At 53.9% G+C, this 17,520-nt stretch carries 14 protein-coding genes; 12 read left to right on the top strand and 2 right to left on the bottom strand.

The genetic code is table 11. The annotated features are described in order from the left end of the window. Positions 1-50: 50 nt before the first annotated feature. From ACG10_RS23030 to galE, 12 genes are all read left to right on the top strand, one after another. Positions 51-1,514 carry a hypothetical protein gene (locus ACG10_RS23030; RefSeq protein ID WP_089170187.1) on the top strand — a complete coding sequence of 488 codons (1,464 nt, stop codon included), beginning with the start codon at positions 51-53 and terminating at the stop codon, positions 1,512-1,514. Between the two features lie 2 nt (positions 1,515-1,516). After that, a complete protein-coding gene (locus tag ACG10_RS23035; protein ID WP_089170188.1) occupies positions 1,517-2,797 on the top strand; it encodes an oligosaccharide flippase family protein in 1,281 nt (426 codons plus the stop codon). Continuing rightward, positions 2,794-3,711, top strand: coding sequence for a glycosyltransferase family 2 protein (locus ACG10_RS23040; RefSeq protein ID WP_089170189.1), 918 nt, complete (start codon positions 2,794-2,796; stop codon positions 3,709-3,711). Before ACG10_RS23035 ends, ACG10_RS23040 begins: the two co-directional genes overlap by 4 nt. Before the next feature lie 108 nt (positions 3,712-3,819). Further along, positions 3,820-4,986: a glycosyltransferase family 4 protein gene (locus ACG10_RS23045; protein WP_089170190.1), complete on the top strand. Its 1,167-nt coding sequence runs from the start codon at positions 3,820-3,822 to the stop codon at positions 4,984-4,986. Between the two features lie 98 nt (positions 4,987-5,084). Then, positions 5,085-6,176 (top strand): acyltransferase family protein, encoded by a 1,092-nt coding sequence (locus tag ACG10_RS23050; RefSeq protein ID WP_089170191.1) that lies wholly within the window; start codon positions 5,085-5,087, stop codon positions 6,174-6,176. Positions 6,177-6,675: 499 nt separating this feature from the next. Continuing rightward, complete coding sequence (locus ACG10_RS23055) at positions 6,676-7,707, top strand: polysaccharide pyruvyl transferase family protein (protein ID WP_089170192.1); 1,032 nt, start codon at positions 6,676-6,678, stop codon at positions 7,705-7,707. Between the two features lie 185 nt (positions 7,708-7,892). Next, positions 7,893-8,963, top strand: coding sequence for a glycosyltransferase family 4 protein (locus ACG10_RS23060; RefSeq protein ID WP_232487318.1), 1,071 nt, complete (start codon positions 7,893-7,895; stop codon positions 8,961-8,963). After that, positions 8,960-10,132 (top strand): glycosyltransferase, encoded by a 1,173-nt coding sequence (locus tag ACG10_RS23065; RefSeq protein WP_089170193.1) that lies wholly within the window; start codon positions 8,960-8,962, stop codon positions 10,130-10,132. Before ACG10_RS23060 ends, ACG10_RS23065 begins: the two co-directional genes overlap by 4 nt. Positions 10,133-10,385: 253 nt before the next feature. Continuing rightward, on the top strand, positions 10,386-11,405 hold the full coding sequence (locus ACG10_RS23070) for an NAD-dependent epimerase/dehydratase family protein (RefSeq protein WP_089170194.1): 1,020 nt from the start codon (positions 10,386-10,388) through the stop codon (positions 11,403-11,405). A 126-nt stretch (positions 11,406-11,531) separates the two neighbouring features. Beyond that, the gene (gene gmd, locus ACG10_RS23075; protein WP_089170209.1) at positions 11,532-12,563 is read left to right on the top strand and encodes a GDP-mannose 4,6-dehydratase; all 1,032 of its coding nucleotides are present in this window, start codon (positions 11,532-11,534) and stop codon (positions 12,561-12,563) included. Then, positions 12,563-13,459: a GDP-mannose 4,6-dehydratase gene (locus ACG10_RS23080; RefSeq protein WP_089170195.1), complete on the top strand. Its 897-nt coding sequence runs from the start codon at positions 12,563-12,565 to the stop codon at positions 13,457-13,459. The genes gmd and ACG10_RS23080 overlap by 1 nt, the downstream gene beginning before the upstream one ends. A 202-nt stretch (positions 13,460-13,661) precedes the next feature. After that, on the top strand, positions 13,662-14,684 hold the full coding sequence (gene galE / locus ACG10_RS23085) for a UDP-glucose 4-epimerase GalE (protein WP_232487319.1): 1,023 nt from the start codon (positions 13,662-13,664) through the stop codon (positions 14,682-14,684). A 27-nt stretch (positions 14,685-14,711) separates the two neighbouring features. Here galE and ACG10_RS23090 read toward each other — a convergent pair whose 3' ends face one another. Both ACG10_RS23090 and ACG10_RS23095 read right to left on the bottom strand, forming a co-directional pair. After that, positions 14,712-16,106: an IS701 family transposase gene (locus tag ACG10_RS23090; protein WP_089170196.1), complete on the bottom strand. Its 1,395-nt coding sequence runs from the start codon at positions 16,104-16,106 to the stop codon at positions 14,712-14,714. A 253-nt stretch (positions 16,107-16,359) separates the two neighbouring features. Then, positions 16,360-17,445, bottom strand: coding sequence for an IS5 family transposase (locus ACG10_RS23095; protein ID WP_089170197.1), 1,086 nt, complete (start codon positions 17,443-17,445; stop codon positions 16,360-16,362). Between the last annotated feature and the right edge of the window lie 75 nt (positions 17,446-17,520).

Raw genomic sequence — 17,520 nt, forward strand, 5'->3', positions numbered from 1 at the left:
ACCGAAAAGTTCCAGACTCTTTCAAACCTACCGCGAAGATCTTCGAAATCATGGAAGCCATTCCTATCGCGCTATTCTGGGGGCTCGCGCTCCTGGGCCTGTTCGGCAAAAGCCATGTGCTGTTGTATCTATTCTTCGGCTCCATGCCATTCGGTGCCTTTGCGGTGGTACCGCCAGAGCTGACTGGCGGCCTGACCCTGACACCAACTCCCATGGTGGCGCTGCTGATCATCATGCGCAGCCTGTGCAGCTGGGGTGGCCTGATGTTCTTCGCTAGCGCAGCACGCTCGCGAAAACGCTTGTTGCTGCTTTTCCTCTTCTGGCTGGTGGCGATAGTGACCACGATGTTCATGCCCCGTTTTTTCGCAGGCGAGGTCACAATCATCCCAGTACGTCTGGAGGTTTTTACCTTTGGCGAGCCACTCCAACCAACCACCCAGAACTTCTCGCAACTTATCTACCTTACGATATCGGTGTTTGCGGTGTTTGCCTTTGCCCGCCTGCTGCGTGATCCCGTCCAGCGCCAGCACGCTCTGTCGGCCATGTGCCTTGGCGCGACCCTGGCAATCTTTACCGGCCTCTTGGATTATCTGAGCCAATACGTAACACTTGATAGCGTTCTGGAGCCCTTCCGTACTGCTACCTATGCGCTGATGACGGAAGTAGAAATTTTCGGTGGCAAGCGGGTCGTCGGCCTCATGCCTGAAGCCTCCGCCTACGGTGGCCTGTGCATTTCCTTCCTGTGTTCGATCTATTTCCTCCGACATGCCATGAGCAACCGCTGGCTGCGCGAGCGTGCCGCTCCATTGCTCATTTTTCTTCTGATGTTGTTTATCTGGCTGTCAACTTCTTCTGCCGCCTACGTGGCTCTGTTCGTATTCGGCCTAGTTGCCGTCATGGAGTGGGGCTGGCGAAAAAATACCGGATCCACTGATACTTTCATGCGCCGGGGGCTTGGCTTTGAATTCTGGACGGCATTTGCGGCTTTAGTGGGTTTAAGCCTCATCCTCTTGTTCAATCCATCCCTACTGGACCCCATCGCCGAGAAGGTCGATGAAATGATCCTCAACAAAACGCAGACCAGCTCCTATGAAGAGCGCAGCATGTGGACAGCCATAGGCTGGCAGGCGCTTGCTGATACCTGGGGCCTGGGAGTGGGTATCGGCAGTACCCGGACATCGAACTTTGCAGCCGCCATATTCAGCAACACTGGTGTGATCGGCGGCCTGCTGTACTTCGCGTTCGTCCTGCAGATCCTGCTGCGCAAGCTGCCTTCGGCGATTGATGGGGTCGACAATGCGATGTTAAACGGGGTTCGCTACGCATACATCCCTCCTTTTGTCGTAGGACTTTTGGCAGGCACCACTGCGGACTTTGGCACCCACAATGCATTTCTCTACGGTATTGCTCTGGCAGTTGTGGCAAGTGTCTCGAAAAAACAAAAGCCGAACATCCTGAGAACGACGAGAAGAATAACCGGCCAGCGGCCCGTTCATGTTTTTTGCGGATTATAAAGATGAGCAATCTGAAATTTGTGGGCGGCAGGCAGTCTCGTGCCGATTTATTCTTCGTCTATATGGCGTATGCTCTCCGTTATCTCTATTTGCTGCTACTCATCCCGTTTTATGGACGAGTACTTGGCGTGGAAGGCTACGGACTGGTGCTCGCCGCCATGTCCCTGATGAACATGACCTGGCTGTTTGTCAACTGGGGGTTCTCAACCGCAGGTATGCGAGCCATGGCTACTGCTAGCCCTGCAGAGTATGCGGGATTGTTTGGCGAGCATGTAATGGCTCGCATGATTCTTAGCGCTCTAGCCTTTGTCGGTGGTGCTATTGCCATAGTCCTATCTCCTGTCCTATCGACCCATCCAGTGGCCGGGCTTGCTGCAGTCACGCTGGGAATAGTTTCCGCCTTCAATCTGGGTTGGTATTTCACGGGAAGTGGCCGCCCTCGCAGCTCCGTAAAGCTAGAAGTTATGGGGTTCGCTATCAGCCTTCTGCTGATATTGACTCTGGTGCGGAATAAGGACGATAGCGATCTGGTCCTCATATCTTTATTGTGTTCAGGTACTATAGCGCTTGCCGTTGCACATTGGTGGATACGCCACGAGATTTCACAGCCACCACTCGAACTGAAATCGAGTCTTGCGCTAATACAGTCGTCCAGTACGATTTTTCTCTACAGCGGAAGCTCCGTGCTGCTGGTAGCCTCTTCAACCTATTTGCTGACCCTTCTCTCTACGCAGGCAGAGGTTGGGGCTTTTGGTGCGGCGGAGCGCTTGGTCGCGGTTGGATTGAGCGTGCTGGGGCCCGCTGGTCAGATTTTCGTTCCGCGGATCACCGCCATGTTTGTACAGGATGCATGTGCAGCCTACGGCTTGGTTAGAAAGGCAATGGCCTTTCTACTCGGTATGGGGTTTTGCGGTTTGCTGTGCAGTCTGTTTCTCGGCCACTGGATTGTACCGCTGATTTTTGGAGCAGGCTTCGAGGGGAGCGTGTCGGTGCTGCAATACCTGGCATTCGTGTTCCCGCTGAATGCTGCCAATCTCGTATTGAGTAGTTATGTATTAATTCCACTCCATAAAGAAAGTATGCTGGCTAAAGCTGCTCTTGCTGGCGCAGCAGTAAACTTGTTTTGCGCCGTTCCTTTAGGCATTGCCTATGGAGGCCTTGGCATGGCTGTGGCCCGCATATCCGGAGAGCTGATTGTTTTCCTTGCTCTTTCTTATTCATGCTGGAAGATGGGTATCCTGGCCCGCATATTCAATTATCAAGAGAATGGACTTTCTAAATGAAGGCTTTCGTAATTATCGCCACAAAAGGCCGCGCCAAAGAGACTTACCTACTGCTTGACTATCTTGCCCGTCAAACGCTCATACCATCGCATGTTATAGTGGTTGGCAGTGAGCTTCGCGATATCGAAGGATTGGACATGCATCCTTTGGTCAGTGAGGGACAAGTAACCATTTTGTTGTCGCAAGCTGGTTTGACCATTCAGCGCAACGCAGGGTTGGATGCACTGATACCATATGTGGGATCCTTGTTTTCGAATGAGTGGTTTGTGGCGTTCTTTGACGATGATTTCAGACCTGCGTCGAACTGGCTAGAAAACGCCGCGACAGCAATGCAAAGCTGGAAAGAGCTTGCTGGAATCACCGGCCATGTGCTGGCTGACGGCATCAAGAGCGAGTTTGGGATTCCGGAGAAGGATGCGCAGCAATATCTCACTGGCATCAAGCCGGCGGAATTGCATTGGACCAACTCGGCCAAAACCAGAGTTCTCCAAGGGCTCTACGGCTGCAACATGGCATTTCGGGGAACAGTGGCCAGCAATGCAAGATTCGATGAAAAGCTCCCCCTCTATGGTTGGCAAGAAGATTACGACTTCGCCAATAGGGCGAAGCGCTATGGTGTAGTAGCGCTTGTGCCAGCCTGTAAAGGAGTTCATCTGGGCGCAAGTTCTGGTCGTACGAGCGGCGTGCGCTTTGGTTACTCCCAGATCGCCAATCCCATTTATCTCGCCAGAAAAGGCACGATGTCCTGGCGTATGGCCGGCAGGCTTATGTCGAGAAACATACTTTCCAATCTGGCAAAAACCCTGCTGAGGGTGCATATAAAGGATTTTCCCGGACGCCTGCAGGGCAACATGCGAGCCTGCCTCCATCTCTTGTTAGGAAAACTCGACCCACTGCGTGTGCTGGATATATAGGAATGCGATGACGTTCCGAATCAAACTAAAACGCTTATAAAATATTCACGCCGCCAGCGCTGGCTCCACTGGCGTGCAATCCAAATTGCCTCATTAAGGATTAGAAAATTGCGTAAGTACCAGATCAATGGAAGGGATATATCTGTCGCGACAGCGTCGGACTTGTCCCTGCCTTTAAGCAGGATAGGAATTGATGGCGATGCCCTACGCAAGCCACTCTCTGGTGTGGGCCAATATGTGTTCAACTTGTGCCAGGAACTGGATGAGCTGCTCCCAGCTACACAGTTTTTTGTCTATACGCGCCTTGCGCCCGAGCAGGTTGCCATGCCCGCAACGCGTTGGATCGTGCGGCAAGAGCCTTTGCCACTGGCCCGCAAGCTGCCTTCGTTTATCTGGCTGAAAACGCGTGGAGCCGCGCTGGCACGCCAAGATCAGTTGGATGTGTTCTGGGCCGGTCGAACCATCCATCCAGGCAGGCAAAGTGCGCGCCGCCTGGTGTCGACCGTGCATGATCTTAATCACCGTCTCGTACCAGAAACCATGGAGTGGATTACCCGCTGCTCGCATATGGTGTGGTTCGATCGCGATGTGCGGAGTGCCGATATTATCTTTGCGAACTCCCAAGGTACCTCGGATCGCTTGCTACATTGGGCCGGCAGGGCGGCGGATATGATTATATATCCGGGGGTCAGACCGGATTTCCGACCGCTGGACGCAGCCGAACGCCAGGCAGCACTGGATACACTGGTAGCGCTGGGCATTGTGCCGCCGTATGTGCTGGCGGTATCGACGCTGGAGCCGCGCAAGAATATCGGTGCGCTGGTGGAAGCCTTTGTGAGACTCAAACAGCGCGGCGAGCTGAGCAGTCACAAGCTTGTCCTGGTTGGCGCACGAGGCTGGCAGAACGAGGCGCTGGCTCGCAAGATTACCGATAACGCGGCAAATGGCATCGTCTTGCCCGGTTATGTGCCGGACAAACTGATGCCTGCCGTGTTTGCCCTGGCCGATGTGCTGGTTATGCCCTCCCTGTACGAAGGCTTCGGTATGCCGGTGCAGGAGGCACGCGCCGTAGGCACACCGGTTATCGTGTCCGATGTACCGGAGTTGAAGGAGGCGGCTGCCGGTCAGGCACAGGTCGTGGCTCCGAATGTCGAAGCAATCGAAAACGCGTTGCTGCAGATCTTGGCGCTCTCGCCTCACCAACGGCAGGACGTGTCAGGGAAAATTCAGAGCTGGCGCAACTCGGCTCAGTGCATGGCGAAAGCACTAACATAAACAGATGTAATAGTACGTTGATAATGCTTCTTTCTCGCGAATAGAAACATGCAATGGATTTTATCATGCCCCTTTAAAATATAATAACTGGCCGAACCATGAAAAGATTAGAGCTACTAGACTATGGAAGATTCTCTGCAGCGTTGATTGTCATGCTGTATCACTACACTTTTAATGGGATAGCCAATGGTAAAATAATTTCGATAACCCATATCCCTTTCATTATCGAGTTGACCAAATATGGCTATCTGGGCGTCGAACTATTCTTCATGATAAGCGGTTACGTTATCTTTCATTCAGCCAAAAACCGCTCGGCCGCTCAATTTGCAGTCTCACGAGCCATCCGGCTTTATCCGTCTTATTGGTTTGCCGTACTTTTTACATCATTATTTGCATGGTACTGGGGAGGAAGTGCAATGTCTGTTCACCCCCTCCAGATCCTAGCAAACATGACATTGCTTCAGTCTTATTTTGGATTTGATCATGTTGATGGCGTTTACTGGACGTTAGTCTACGAGGTTATGTTTTACGCTGCTGTCTTTATTATACTGCTATGTGGCATGCAAAGGTCACTGGACTCAATATTCATATACTGGCCAATACTCATGTGTCTTGCCATTTTGCTGGACCTGCAGCACCTCCCATACTTGGGCGGTTACTTTTACTATTTCGCCGCAGGATCACTCTTTGCCTTGCTCAAGAAGGCACCAGGTTGGCGCACCATCTTTTCACTGGCAATTACATTTGCCCTATGCGTGTCATTCTCTTCAGAAAAGGCAACATGGCTAAGCGAAAGCAAAGGCGTTTTACATTCCAGCTACACCATTGCCTTCATAATCACCATGTTCTTTATCTTCTTCCTGATTTTAAACTTAAAAAAAGTTCAAACTCTTCAGCTTCCCAAATCCAAAATATTTGGAGCACTGACCTACCCAGCATATCTAATACATGCTCACTTCGGGTACATGCTTATCAATAAATTCGCAACGGAAGAGAATAAATTATTTATCTACACCATAACTATATGCATGGTCCTACTCGTTGCGCTTGCCATGCATAAGCTGATAGAAGTCAACCTATCGACCCTTTGGAAGAATCTGTTCACCTCAACCCTTGGTAGAGCAGTATCCAAAGTACAGGCAGTGTTTGACCGGCTTCACCCTGCGGATATCAAGCACTCAATCAAATAGCCAATAATTCGGCCATGCAAGAGTCGATACCCGAAAACTCCCTCACCATGGCCTGGACGAAATACATCGACAGGCGCTGCAGATGCGAGAAGAATTACAACTTCCTTAAAGGGCTATCACATCAAGGCCATCACTGAATGGCTGATTCACATGAAGATCAGACCGAAGCCTTTTTCCCTGCCACTTAAAAAACGCTGACTTATCCGGTTTGACCGCCACGCAGTTGCGCACAACTCATTTATTTTTAAAAAACATTTCCACTAGTGCAAGTCATAAATTCGTTGCGAATTTTTCAGGAAAGACGCGAAAACAGGTATTAAAAACAACCTGCAAACTCATAATCCACCTTACTAGCGAACTGGAAAAAACCAGTATTTTCCAAGCGATTGACAAGCCCAGCCAAGATATACCTGAGCAGCTGTCAGGCAACCCAGTGCAGGACCTTACAGCAACAGCTCAATAGAAAAACCTTTTTGACTTCAGAAGGTAGTATTTATTTATGATTGCGATATTCGTAGGAAATCTGGTCAACCTTGGCGACGCGCTGATTGCTTTGCGCCAGGCAACTTACTTGCGGGCAAGAGGACACAAAGTTGTCATCTTGCCACATGAAGGCGTAAGTAACGAGTTACAAAATGAGTTCTCAAGCCTTGGCGTCAAGGTGTTATCCATACGCAACAATCCAATCCGCGCCATGCTACTCTGCTTTCGAGCTCACCTTATACTCGGCGGTGGGCATATGATTCGCGAGCAGGTTTCAGTTTTCTGGCTTTTATTTTGCACGCTTGCCTTTGCGGCGAGCCGAGCTTTTGGCCACCGTACGCTTGTCGCAGGAGTTGGCGCCACTCCGGTCTCATCCTGTCTCAAAAAGTTTTTGTTTAGAGTCATGCTGGTGCTATCGAGTACTGTTTATGTCAGGGATCCAAACTCAGAAAATATGCTGAAAAACCTAGCTCCATTCTGCAAAACAAAAATCCACCTGGGTGGAGATATGGCATATCTTGGTGGCTCACTGAAAGGCCGGGACACAGAAGGAGTTTGCGCCATATCTCCGGCGGTGGACAAAAGCGAAAATCGCACAGTTGATTTTGATGAAATATTGAATGTTCTAAACAAACTGAAATCCGAAGGCCTCAAACGTATAATCCTTATCCCGCACGATTTGCGCGATGATTTTGACGTACTTGCCTGCCAAGAAATCAAGAACTTTCTCGTTGGGAAGATTGATGTCCAAATAGATATCTGCGAAGTGAGCACTGTCTCTACAGGCCTTATCCCGGCATATGAATCTGCCTCTTGGGTAATTACATCAAGACTGCACGGACTCATACTTTCATCCCTGTTTGGAAAGCAAGTTTTCTATACTGACCGGTCAGCGAAAAAGTTGAAGTACTTTGCGGACTTCTTTGGTTATATTTCCGCAAAAAATTATGCCTACAATACTCCTGACAATGTAGACGCTGCCACAGCACTCGACGGAGTACTGACAAGCTTGTCCAAGGTTGCGAAACGCACTGTGGCTGGATTTTAGGCTCTGTACAAAAACTGCTGGCTTCATTAGTGCTGCGCTGGAATCGGAACATGAATCAAGACTATCAACCTGAATGTCACGGTCTTCCCAACCTTCTGCCAACACAAGCCGTTCACCCAGATATCACTGCTCAAAAAGCGAACAACCTTTTGAGATAAGCCTGCCAGAGCCGATCTGGATAATGAATGGACCAGAAAAGGATCTTCGGATTGATATATGTAAACGCCCGATTCTTGACGCAACCCATAACCGGGGTTCAGCGTTACTCTCTGGAGATTAGCCGGCAACTAAGCAGCCTGCTTCCGTCCATTAAATTCGTAGCCCCTAAAAATATAATTCACCATGAGATCGCTCGCGCTCTGGGAGTTGAAGTTGTAGGCTCCAGGACCGGGCATACATGGGAGCAAATCGATCTCCCGCTATTCCTGAAAAGAAGGGGCACACCATTGCTTGTCAACCTAGCAAACACAGCCCCGCTTTTCTATAAGAAGAAAATATCGACACTTCATGATGTAGCCTTTGAAAGATTTCCGGAAAACTTCTCGTGGAAGTTTCGCTCGGCTTATCGACTGGCTATTCCCAAAGCACTGAAAGGCTCGCTGCAAGTTCTGACCGTCAGTGAGTTCTCCAAAAAGGAGATTTGCGCAATCTACAACATTCCTTCGGAAAAAGTTTCCGTCGTTCCCAATGCCGTCTCCGAATCATTTCAACGAAAACCCTCATCCGCCACCGAGCATTATGTACTGGCAGTCTCTTCTATAAATCGGCAGAAAAACTTTCATGGGCTTATCGAGGCATTTGGCCTACTCAAGCAGAACACTCACAAACTTTACATCGCCGGCTCGCTGAACAAAAACTTCGCTGACCCAGACCTTGTGAAAAAAATCGAATCGGATCCCAGAATAAAATTGCTGGGCAGAGTCTCCGATGAGGACTTGGTCAATCTTTACAGCGGGGCTGATGCCTTTATATTCCCGTCTTTTTATGAAGGCTTCGGCATTCCACCGCTGGAGGCACAGGCATGTGGCTGCCCTGTCATTGTATCGAATGCAGCAAGCCTTCCAGAGATATGTGAAGACTCAGTCCTTTACTGCTCACCGCATGACACAAACGACATTGCCGAGAAAATTAAACTTCTCATTTCAAAGCCTGATCTAGCTCAAACGCTTAAAGAAAAGGGATACGCAAATATTGAGCGTTACAACTGGAAAACATCTACCATAAAACTTCTTGAAGCAATAAGGAAATTTCAATGAAGGTCGCAATCGTTCACTACTGGTGGCTCAGCAATCGTGGCGGCGAGGCAGTTTGCTCTGCACTTGTCGAGCTTTTCCCCGAGGCAGACCTTTTTATTCATGTCTGCAATGAGAAGGTAGTACGCCAATCACTCCCCACAAATTTCAAAGGGCAGATCCGCACCTCCTTCATTTCGCGTCTACCGGGTGCGAAAAAGCACTATCAGAAGTACCTGCCCTTCATGCCGCTTGCCTTGGAACAGCTCGATCTCAGCGAGTATGACCTAGTTCTCAGCATCGAATCCGGCCCAGCCAAGGGCGTCATTACCCGCCCGGATGCCCTGCATATCTGTTATTGCTGCTCGCCCATGCGTTATGTGTGGGACATGTACCACGAATACTTGGCCGGCGCCGGGCGAATCATTCGTACATTGTTTCCCTTGGTTGCCCACTGGCTGCGGGTGTGGGACAGGCTTTCGGCAGACCGTGTGGACCATTTCATCGCTGTCTCGGGGTTCATCGCTTCACGTATCAAAAAATTTTATCACCGCGAGGCCGAGGTCATTTTCCCGCCGGTCAATGCGTCCGAATTCAGCCCTGAGGCCGAACGTGGCGACTTTTACCTATGTCTTGGGCAATTGGTGGCCTACAAACGCGCGGACTTGGCCGTCGAAGCCTTCAACAGGCTTGGCCTGCCGCTGATCGTGATAGGTGAAGGCGAGTTGTTTGACAGTCTGCAGGCCAAGGCCCAGCCCAATGTGAGAATGATGGGACGTCAGCCTTTCCCGGTCATCAAGGATCTGCTGCAGCGTTGCCAAGGTCTGGTATTCCCGGGGATGGAGGACTTTGGCATTGTCCCTGTCGAAGCCATGGCGGCGGGTGCTCCGGTCATCGCTTACGGCAAGGGCGGTGCGCTGGAAACCGTCATCCACGGCAAGACTGGCATCCTGTTCAAGGAGCAGAGTGTGGAAGCCTTGATGCGGGCCGTGCAGCAAATAGAAAACGGCGAATTCAAATTCTCTCCAAAGCTCTTGCACGAGCATGCTGCTACTTTCGACAAGAATATTTTCAAACAACGAATCAAAAGCTTCATCTCTCAACAGCAGCATTTTCAAACAATGGATCAACAGCCTCACCGGCAAGGCGATCACGCAGAGCTGATGGAAAAGGAAAGTGTAACCCAGGTATAGGAGCAAACTTGTTCGCCATTGGCAGGGCAAGGCTCGGATGAATCTGTTTACTACCAAACCTTCGGCATTGTGCAGTCAGTCCTCTCTGACTGCTGGATACAAGAATCCTCCATGTTTTTTCCATCATCGCAATTTCTGCCTCTGGCGAATGCCGTGCCGACCCTGCCCCACTGGTTTGAATGGCCTCATCTCGGTCATTGATTATTGAACCTGAGTCGGAAGACTCCATTCACTCTGCTAAAGGACTTATCAGATGAGCTGTGCTGTCATTTTTGGAGGCTCCGGCTTTATTGGCGTCTTCTTTGCCAGACAATTACTTGCCACTGGCGGCTTCGAAAAGATCTACCTGTTCGACAAGGAGCAGGTTGCCGACAAGCCCTTTCCCTATCGCATTCGGCTGGTTCGGGAGGTTGACGGGATTGTCGAGGTTAAAGGAGATGTCCGTCAGGAAATCACCTGGCAGCCCCAGGAACAGGTCGCCCTGATCGCCAACTTTGCCGCAGTGCACCGCGAGCCGGGTCACGAGGATTTTGAATACTACGAAACCAACCTGTTGGGTGCCGAAAATGTCTGTACTTGGGCCGAGCGTATGGGCTGTAACGACATCATCTTCACCAGCTCCATTTCGCCCTATGGCCCGAGCGAGCAGCAAAAGGACGAGCGTTCCCTGCCAGTGCCAGTTACCGCCTACGGTGGCTCCAAGCTGGCCGCGGAAAAAATCCATCAAGCCTGGCTGGCGGCCGACAAGGCGCAACGTCATCTGGTCATCGTCCGTCCAGGCGTGGTCTTCGGTCCGGGCGAGGGTGGCAATGTTTCCCGCCTGATCAAGGCGGTGCTCAAGCGCTACTTCTTCTATATGGGCAATCGCGATACCCGCAAGGCCGGCACCTATGTGAAGGAGCTCTGCGCGGCCATGTGGTGGGCCCTGCAGCGACAGAAGGAGCAAGGCCGGCACTTCACGCTGTTCAACATGTCCATGAACCCCGGCCCCTCAATCCAGGAGTATGTAGAGGCCGTCTGCAAGGTGGCCGGCGTCCGGCGCAAAGTACCGGCAATCCCCTACCCTCTGCTTCTGAGTGCGGCCTACGGCATCGAACTGATCGCCCGTCCGCTCGGCATCAGGCACCCCTTCAGTCCGGTACGGATTCGCAAGCTGGTTCGCTCGAACAATATCCGTCCGGGCTTCCTGGTGGAGCACGGCTATCCGTACCGGTACCCCCTGGAGTCAGCATTCGCCGACTGGAGAAGCGACTGTCCCGAAGAATGGCGCTAGGACCTATTTGGTTGATTCTATTAGTTAATTTCGGCACCCGAGGCCCCAATACGGCGTTGCCGCTGTTTCAGCACTTTTTACTGAGCCGACCGCAAAGCGCATTTAAATGGAGTTTAGAAAATGCACATGAAAGCAATCATTACCGGCATCACCGGCCAAGACGGCGCCTACCTGGCGCAGCTGCTGCTGGATAAGGGCTACACCGTCTACGGCACCTACCGCCGCACCAGTTCGGTAAACTTCTGGCGTATCGAGGAGCTGGGCATCGACCAGCATCCGAATCTGCACCTGGTCGAATACGACCTGACCGATCTATCCGCCAGCATCCGCCTGCTGCAGAACATCGAACCCACCGAAGTGTACAACCTGGCGGCACAGAGCTTTGTGGGAGTTTCATTCGAGCAGCCATTGACCACTGCCGATATCACCGGCCTGGGCGCAGTGAACCTGCTAGAGGCGATCCGCATCGTTAATCCCAAGGTGCGCTTCTACCAGGCGTCCACATCGGAGATGTTCGGCAAGGTGCAGGCGATTCCGCAGATCGAAACCACCCCGTTCTACCCGCGTAGTCCCTATGGCGTAGCCAAGCTGTATGCACACTGGATGACCATCAACTACCGCGAGTCTTACGGCATCTTCGGTACCAGCGGCATTCTCTTCAACCACGAGTCGCCGTTGCGCGGTCGTGAATTCGTGACCCGCAAGATCACCGATAGCATAGCCAAGATCAAACTGGACAAGCAGAAGCGGCTGGAACTGGGCAATATGGACGCCAAGCGCGACTGGGGCTTCGCCAAGGAATACGTGGAAGGCATGTGGCGCATGCTGCAGGCCGACGAACCGGATACCTTCGTGCTGGCCACCAACCGCACCGAAACCGTTCGCGATTTCGTATCCCTGGCCTGCAAGGCAGTTGATATCGACCTGGAGTGGACGGGCGAAGGTAAGCACGAACAGGGTATCGACACCACGACCGGCAAGGTGATCGTAGCGGTCAATCCGAAGTTCTATCGTCCGACGGAAGTGGATCTGCTGATCGGCAATCCAATCAAGGCAAGAGAGAAGCTGGATTGGAAGCCGAAAACTTCTCTGGAGGAGCTGTGTCGAATAATGGTCCAGGCAGATCTTCATCGTAACCAACAAGGATTTTCATTCTGATGAATATGGCCAGCAAACATGCGTTGATTACAGGGATACACGGCTTTACGGGTCGCTATATGGCGGCCGAACTTGAAGCACATGGCTATCAGGTGACTGGTTTAGGTAGTCGTCCAAGTGCCAAGCCTGGCTATCAACAGACTGATCTGCTAGATGCAGCGGCTTTGCGTGCGTTGCTGGCCGATATTCAGCCAGATGTGGTGGTACATCTGGCTGCCTTGGCTTTTGTCGGGCATGGGGATACCAATGCCTTTTATCAGGTCAATCTGATCGGTACACGCAACTTGCTGGAAGCGATTGCCGCCTCTAGCAAGTCACCCGAGTGCGTATTGCTTGCCAGCAGCGCAAACGTTTATGGCAATGTTTTTGCCGGTGTATTGAACGAGGACACTCTTCCTGTACCCGCCAATGATTATGCAGTGAGCAAACTGGCCATGGAGTATATGGCCAACCTGTGGCGCGAGCGTTTGCCGATAGTCATCGCACGGCCATTCAACTACACGGGAGTTGGCCAGGGGGAGAACTTTCTTCTACCGAAAATCGTGTCGCACTTCCGTCGCGAGGTAAAAAAAATCGAGTTGGGAAATCTCGATGTCTGGCGCGACTTCAGCGATGTGCGCTCGGTTGTGCGGGCCTATCGCAGGTTGCTTGATGTGCGGCCGCTGGGCCAGACGGTGAATGTCTGTTCAGGGAAAACCCATTCGTTGCGGGAAATTCTAGCCATGTGTCAGAGCATAACGGGTCATACAATGCAGATCGAAGTCAACCCAGCTTTCGTGCGGGCCAATGAGGTAAAGTCTTTATGTGGGGATAATTCCCGCCTTCGCACATTGCTCGGGGACTGGGATACTCCGTCTCTAAAAGAAACACTATGCTGGATGTTTACAGCCGATTGAAGCAAGGCTTCAAACAGCCGTTCAACCCGGTCGTATTCGCAAGCTGGCTCGCTCGAACAATATCCACTCTGGCTATCTGTATCTGGTAGGACATGGCTATCCATGCCAGTCCCCTGAAGTCGGCATTCGCCGACTGGAAAACCGACTGCCCCAGAGAGTGACGCTAACCCCCTATCCTTTTGCTTGGTATGGATACTGACTCGTGACAAAAAAAATTCTGGTAACTGGCGGCGCCGGCTATATCGGCTCGCATACCACCCTCACCCTGCTCGAAGCCGGTTTCGAGGTGCTGGTGCTGGACAATCTCTGCAACAGTTCGTCTGAATCCCTGCGGCGGATCGAGGTTATCTGCGGCAAGCAGCCTTTGTTTGTCGAGGGTGATATTCGCAACCGTGAACTGCTGGACGAGCTTTTCCATAAACACTGCATTACTGCAGTTCTGCATTTTGCCGGCCTCAAGGCAGTGGGCGAGAGCGTGCAAAAGCCGCTGGACTACTACGAGAACAATGTTGCCGGTAGCCTCGCGCTGTGCCAGGCCATGGCCCGCGCCGAAGTGTTCCGCCTGGTGTTCAGCTCTTCCGCCACGGTGTACGGCGAACCGACGCAGATGCCGATCCGCGAAAACTTTCCAACGGGTACGCCAAGCAACCCCTATGGCCGCTCGAAGCTGATCGTCGAGCAGATTCTGCATGATCTGGCCGCCTCCGATCCGCGCTGGAGCATCGCCCTGCTGCGCTATTTCAACCCGGTGGGCGCCCACGAAAGCGGGCTGATCGGCGAAGATCCCAATGGCGTTCCCAACAACCTGCTGCCTTATATCAGCCAGGTGGCCATCGGCAAGCTGCGTGAGCTGTCGGTGTTCGGCGACGACTACCCAACCCCTGACGGTACCGGCGTGCGCGACTACATCCATGTGGTCGATCTGGCGGAGGGACACCTCAAGGCGCTGAACGCCATCAAGCAACGGAATGGCGTGCATGCCTGGAACCTGGGTACCGGAACCGGTTACAGCGTGCTGGAGATGATCCGAGCCTTCGAGCAGGCCTCCGGTCAACCGCTCCCCTACCGCATCGCCCCCCGCCGTCCCGGCGATATCGCCGAATGCTGGGCCGACCCGGCCAAGGCCGCCCACGAACTGGACTGGAAGACCGAGCGCGGCCTGGAGGCAATGATGCGCGACACCTGGCACTGGCAGTCGAAGAATCCGCAGGGATATTCGAAGTAAGGCGGTTAATCTTACTGTGTCATAAGGCTAGACGTTCATCTGCTCGCTATTTTTCCGTCCGCAGCATGGGCAGCGATCAAGACGGCTCGCCAGCCGCTGGGCGATCAGCCAGCGTAAGGTCGTGATCGAGTTGGCTTGATGACGCAGGGCCGCTGAGCGGCCCCGCGGAACGTACTCTTGGGGTAAGGCAGATGGCGGGCGGAGTGCGGCGTTTTTTTGGGTGTCAGGATGACGCAGGCGCTCGGCCACGAGAAAGCCATAGGCGGCAATGCACAGGGAGGCATGATGGTGAAAGCCACGCCAGCCTCGTCCTTCATAATGGGCAAGACCGAATTCCTGCTTCAGTTCCTGGTAATCGCGCTCGATGCGCCAGCGCATCCTGGTCACGGCAACGAGCCGTTCGAGAGAGGTGTCCGCGGGCAGGGTCGACAGGACGTATTTTTCCGGTTCCCGCTGCCCCTCGGGCCACTCGATGAGCAACCATTCCTCGTCGCGCATGGCCGTCCGCTGCTGGTCACGATGTGCCGCCCGCACCCGAACCGCGGCAAAGCGACCGGACAGTGCCGTGTTGCTGCCCTGCCGCCAGGTGACGGTACGATAAGCACTGGCCGGCAGGCCGAGCGCCAGCGCCTTCACGCTGACCGGCCGATGTTCGGCATCCCGCCGCAGCAGACGGGGTTTGCGTCCCACGCCCTTCCACGGTTTCGGGGGCAGCGGCGCCTTGCCTTCCGGCCAGACCGTCGTCGCTCCCTGCACGCCGACGGCGTAGACCAGCCCCAGCGCGGTCAATCCATCGCGAAATCCCGTATCGTTGCCGTAGCCGGCATCGGCCAACACAGCACCCCGCGCAATCCCCGCAGCCAGAGCGGCCTTGACCTGTTCCAGTGCAATCGTGGGCTTGGTCTGGAATCCAACCCCTTCCGGCACGCCGGCGCGGGTGCGCCGCGCCGTATCTGCCGCCCAGTCCTCGGGCAGATACAGCCGCCAGGCCACGGGAAGACTCGCCCTCTCGGTAGCCAGCGTCAGACTCACGGCAATCTGGCAATTGTCCCGCTTGCCCAATTGGCCACAGTACTGGCGCGCCACACCGACCGAGTGCTTGCCCTTCTTCGGAAAGCCTGTGTCGTCGATGATCCAGTAGCGCTCGGTGCCACCCTCGCGCAGCAGCGCCGGCTCCACCCAGGCCCGCACACGCTCGAGCAATCCCTCGTCCGACCAGTCGGACTTGGCTACGAAATGATGCAGTGACTGGTGGCGTGCCCGCACTGCATGGGGATCGATTCCTGCAGCCAGCGGTTCGACGCTCTTTCGTGCCAGCGGCAACATCAGTCCCTGACAATACCCACGCAGACCTTCATGCCGGTCCACGTGGCCCAGGGAGTCGCACAGATGATCGAGGTAAGCTTCGAAGCGCTGTTCCATCCGTTATCCGTTCTCTCGTGAATCCAGAATCCAGCCAGCTGTTGAAACGGCTGTATTCTCTTCGATTCCTTATGACACAGTAAGATTAACAGGCCGTTGAAAAATTCAGCTCCAACTCCCCCAGCCCGTCAGGTTTGACGTTTTTTCAAGCGCTCAGACCTGACATTTCTTTCAAAAGGCCTGGCTTCAGGCCCTTTTTGACGATTCCAGCGCCGTTTCCACGCCTTTCGGCGTTTTCCGGGCGCAACTCGCCCTATACATGCGAGCCTCGCCACCAACCCGACAGGCTCCCCAGGCGGATCAGATTGTAGACCGAGAAGCCCAGCAGCAGTTGGGCACTCAACTTCGCCCGGCCGATCAGCTTGGTCTTGCGCAGACCTCCCACCGTCTTCAGCCAGCCAAAGCCTTCCTCGATCCGCTTGCGGATCTTCAGGCTGGTCGCATACCCCGGATGACGCGTCGTGCGTCCGTCGATGGCGCTGCCCTTTTCCTTGCGCGCCACATGCGGCGTCACCTTCAGTTTGCGCGCACCCTGCACAAAGGCCTGCTGGTCATAGTTCTTGTCCGCCCCGACCGTGCTGCCCGGCCTGGCCGTGCGCTCCAGCATGACCAGCGCGGCCTCGACTTCGGCATGCCCGTTGAACTCGGTGCATTCCACGTCCACGATCAGCCCGCTGCGGTGCTCGATCATCGTGTGGGCCATAGGCGCCAGGCGGCTGGCGTCCCCCTTGTTCTTGCGTGCCAGGCGGGCCTCGGGATCGGTGACCGATTGATGGGTGGCGTTGCTGCGCTTCTCGCCCTTGAAGTCGGCATAGGGGTTGCGGGTGCCATCCTTCGGCAGCTCGCCGCCGTCCTTCCTGACGAAGGACTTGTGCGAGGCCCAGGCGTCGATCAGGGTGCCGTCCACGCTGAAATGCTCGTTGCTGGCATACTCCGACCAGTGCTCCAGCGACTTGATGCGCTGGAAAAACAGGCGCGCCACCTCCCGGTTGAACAGCCGGTCGCGGTTCTGGCTGAAGCTCGAGTGATCCCACATGGGCTCGTCCATCGACAAGCCGACGAACCAGCGAAACAGCAGGTTGAAGTCGATCTGCTCGACCAGCTGCCGCTCCGAGCGGACCGTGTAGATCACCTGGAGCAACGAGGCGCGCAACAGCCGCTCGGGTGCGATCGAGGCACGCCCCAGCCTGGAGTAAAGCCCGTCGAAGTCCCGATCCATCGAAGCCAGGATCGTATCGACCAGCCTGCGCAATGGGCGCAACGGATGGTCGTTCGGGATGCGCTGTTCCAGCGTCGTGTAGCTGAACAGCTCGTCTTGCTTGAGATCGAGTCCACGCATTGGCTTGGGCTGAGGGCTGCATGAAGAAAAGGGCAGTCAGTTTGCCAGAGCGGAAAGCGCTCTGGCTTTTTTCAA

Origin of the sequence: Azotobacter chroococcum (assembly GCF_002220155.1) — a bacterium.
In the GTDB taxonomy this organism is placed as follows: Bacteria; Pseudomonadota; Gammaproteobacteria; order Pseudomonadales; family Pseudomonadaceae; genus Azotobacter; species Azotobacter chroococcum.